Source organism: Methanosarcinales archaeon, assembly GCA_014859725.1.
Classification (GTDB): Archaea; Halobacteriota; Methanosarcinia; order Methanosarcinales; family Methanocomedenaceae; genus Kmv04.
Genome location: JACUTQ010000231.1, coordinates 1 through 2,652, shown reverse-complemented (window position 1 = coordinate 2,652; position 2,652 = coordinate 1). Strand labels below are relative to the sequence as shown.

Below are 2,652 nucleotides of genomic sequence, written 5' to 3'. Positions count from 1 at the left end.
CTGACGAGAAATTGTCAAAATATTATGTTCCATAATTAAATTGTCATGACACTAGCTTTTGGATACGCTTAACATTATCAGATGTCAGATCATTTTCATTTTCTGCAATTACACATTCGTACTTCTCTTTGAGTTCGGTCACAGTACGCAGGGCTTCATTCCATCTGCTTTCGAGGCTATCGGCCACCAACCGATTATCGGGATTCACCATGAGAAACCGGCGTTGAGCCAATTCAGCTTCGTGACGGGCACGTTCTAATTCGGTCCGATGAAGTTGTACTAACTCCTCATGGCGAGTTCGTATCTCTTCAAAAACTTTCATCGAAACATCCAATATAGTGGGTGTCATCATCTCTAAGAGCATCTTACTAATAATCTCATCAACAGGCCCACCCTGAACGAACTGACATTGCCTTGTTGCAGTTTCGATTCCCTGTCGTTGACATACATAGTCAGGTACCAATTCACTGTCGTATTTATGGTAACGGACAGTCATTCTTTGCCCACATTTACCACATAACACCATCCCTTGAATTAAAGCAGGACCTGATCTAAGTGGGCTGCGACGTCGGTCCTTACCGTGTGCTGCAGCATTGTTTGCAAGTTGCTTCTGGTTATTTTGATACTGTTCCCAGGAGATGTAGCCTTCAAAGACTTCTGGTATAATGACTTTCCACTGGTCCTGTGGAATATTCTGGACCTTAGCTTTCCCATCTATGGGATTCTTCCTGGTTCTGGTCTGGCCAAAGACGAAAGTGCCTGTATAACGGGGATTATGTAGCACCTGCAGCACCCTATAATGATACAGGGGTTTCCAAACAATCTCATCTGCATTGGGACCACTTCGCACATGTGCGGGGAACTTTAAATTTTTCTCACGGAAATGTTTAACCACGGCTTAGGCACTCCCTTTCCGCTTAAAAGTTGAGAACAAGTGTTCCACAGCTTCTTTAACCTGTCTGTCGGGATCGATGACAGTGTTCCCCGAATCATCGTAAACAAAGCCCACTGGTAGGCGCATCTTCAACTCACCGCGCTTTGCTTTGTTGAGTATCCCTCCCTGCAATCTAGCATGCAAGAAGTGGATTTCAGCTTCACTCATTGTGCCCTTCAAACCTAACAGCAATCTGTCGTTGAAGAATCCAGGATTATATAACTCATCTTCATCAAGTAAGAGTGTATCTGTCAGAGCACATATCTCCAGTAAGTGGTGCCAGTCGGTATTGTTTCGTGCCAATCGTGATACTTCCAGCCCCATTACCAGTCCTACCTTCCCCAATCCCACTTCAGCTACAAGTCGCTGGAAGCCCTTTCGATCCTGCGTACTGGTACCGGACAGACCCTAGTCGTCATCGATCACGATGATCTGATCCAACTTCCAGCCAAGAGCCAGAGCCCTGTTCTTAAGGGCGTATTGCCGTTGTGTACTCTCTTTGTTCTCGATCACCTGTCTAATGGATGACTGGCGAACATAGAGATACGCTACCTTGTGAAGGTGATCGGAGGTTATTTTGGGATCATTCATGGTCTCCCCCCAGACAGCAGACGACCATATTCGCTAATACATTCACGACATTGCTGTAGTTTTCCGATTGGATCTTAGAAACTTTTACCCTGGATTCGATTCCTGTATATTCTGATTTTTCCTCAGGTGTTGGTGCAAGGGTTGGAAGTGCCCTGATCCATCCCAACATTCCATGCAACATGAAAACACCATAGCTTGGTGTTTGCAGTTCTACATTAGGTGAGATCATTGATGCCCGTAGCTGTTCATATTGATCGATCAAGGTCGTCCCGCCTTTGAAAAACGAAATTCGGAAATTCGTGTGTTTTTTTTTAGGTCTGACTCTTTTTTTTGGCACTGGCAAGTCCTCGCTCGATGGTCCGACGATGAAGGAAGACACCGAACCGTTTTGATGTTTCTGTAACGGTAGCCTTGTCTATCTGATGGCATCGTATCATCTCGTATCGGACCTGGAGCAGGTCTAGCGGGTCGAAAAATTCGTTCTCCAGAAAGAGTTTGTCCTGAACACGTTCCGGGTGTGGATTTAATACCCCCTGATTTTGCAGGTACTGCTCCTTTTGCTTGCTTGTTTGGCTTTGCTTCATGATATGCCTCTTGTGAAGATATGTTATTATCTGTTAATAAGATTTTGCCTTTTAAATCATTCATCATTGAATATACTATAATAATCGTTATCAATTGAATGTATAAACATAATCTTCTTAACATATGCGGCAAAATTATATTTACAAAATATCGAATAATAATTGGAGTCATTTCATTATCTCCTTTATCAAATCAGATAGCTGCAGGAGGTCTTCCACACGGAATGGTGAATGCCCCTCTTTCATGTCAAGATAGGGATCTGGTGGCCGAAGATTTGTCCAGGCCAATGGTAGGGTTCCTACCGTACCGTCTTGTTTGTAAAACCATACCCTCTCTTCATTCCATCCATAACGGCACTCTATGATCTCGAACTCATTTCCATAAAATGGGTGGAAAGGATGGGTGACCTGGAACATTTGTATCTCAAAGTTTAGATTAGGTGCATTTGACTGTATAGACCAAGGGAAAGGTAGAAAATCCGTTTTCTTTCCTTGAAAACCACTTTATTGCCGATAATAAGTTTGAATCATTTGAAGACTTCT

General features: G+C 43.4%; 6 protein-coding genes. All 6 read right to left on the bottom strand.

Going from position 1 to position 2,652, the window contains the following annotated elements:
- Positions 1-43 precede the first annotated feature (43 nt).
- Positions 44-895: a recombinase family protein gene (locus IBX40_12590; GenBank protein ID MBE0525147.1), complete on the bottom strand. Its 852-nt coding sequence runs from the start codon at positions 893-895 to the stop codon at positions 44-46.
- A 3-nt stretch (positions 896-898) separates the two neighbouring features.
- Positions 899-1,339 carry a recombinase family protein gene (locus IBX40_12585; GenBank protein MBE0525146.1) on the bottom strand — a complete coding sequence of 147 codons (441 nt, stop codon included), beginning with the start codon at positions 1,337-1,339 and terminating at the stop codon, positions 899-901.
- Positions 1,340-1,342: 3 nt separating this feature from the next.
- On the bottom strand, positions 1,343-1,525 hold the full coding sequence (locus tag IBX40_12580) for a hypothetical protein (GenBank protein ID MBE0525145.1): 183 nt from the start codon (positions 1,523-1,525) through the stop codon (positions 1,343-1,345).
- Positions 1,518-1,862 carry a hypothetical protein gene (locus IBX40_12575; protein MBE0525144.1) on the bottom strand — a complete coding sequence of 115 codons (345 nt, stop codon included), beginning with the start codon at positions 1,860-1,862 and terminating at the stop codon, positions 1,518-1,520. Before IBX40_12575 ends, IBX40_12580 begins: the two co-directional genes overlap by 8 nt.
- Positions 1,837-2,109 carry a hypothetical protein gene (locus tag IBX40_12570; GenBank protein MBE0525143.1) on the bottom strand — a complete coding sequence of 91 codons (273 nt, stop codon included), beginning with the start codon at positions 2,107-2,109 and terminating at the stop codon, positions 1,837-1,839. The genes IBX40_12575 and IBX40_12570 overlap by 26 nt, the downstream gene beginning before the upstream one ends.
- 168 nt (positions 2,110-2,277) lie before the next feature.
- Positions 2,278-2,526, bottom strand: a complete 249-nt coding sequence (locus IBX40_12565) for a hypothetical protein (protein ID MBE0525142.1) — start codon at positions 2,524-2,526, stop codon at positions 2,278-2,280.
- Positions 2,527-2,652: the final 126 nt, after the last annotated feature.

Coding starts and splice junctions, on each gene's coding strand:
- IBX40_12580 (MBE0525145.1), bottom strand. CDS start 1,525: ATGAATGATCCCAAAATAACCTCCGATCACCTTCACAAGGTAGCGTAT.
- IBX40_12565 (MBE0525142.1), bottom strand. CDS start 2,526: ATGTTCCAGGTCACCCATCCTTTCCACCCATTTTATGGAAATGAGTTC.
- IBX40_12570 (MBE0525143.1), bottom strand. CDS start 2,109: ATGAAGCAAAGCCAAACAAGCAAGCAAAAGGAGCAGTACCTGCAAAAT.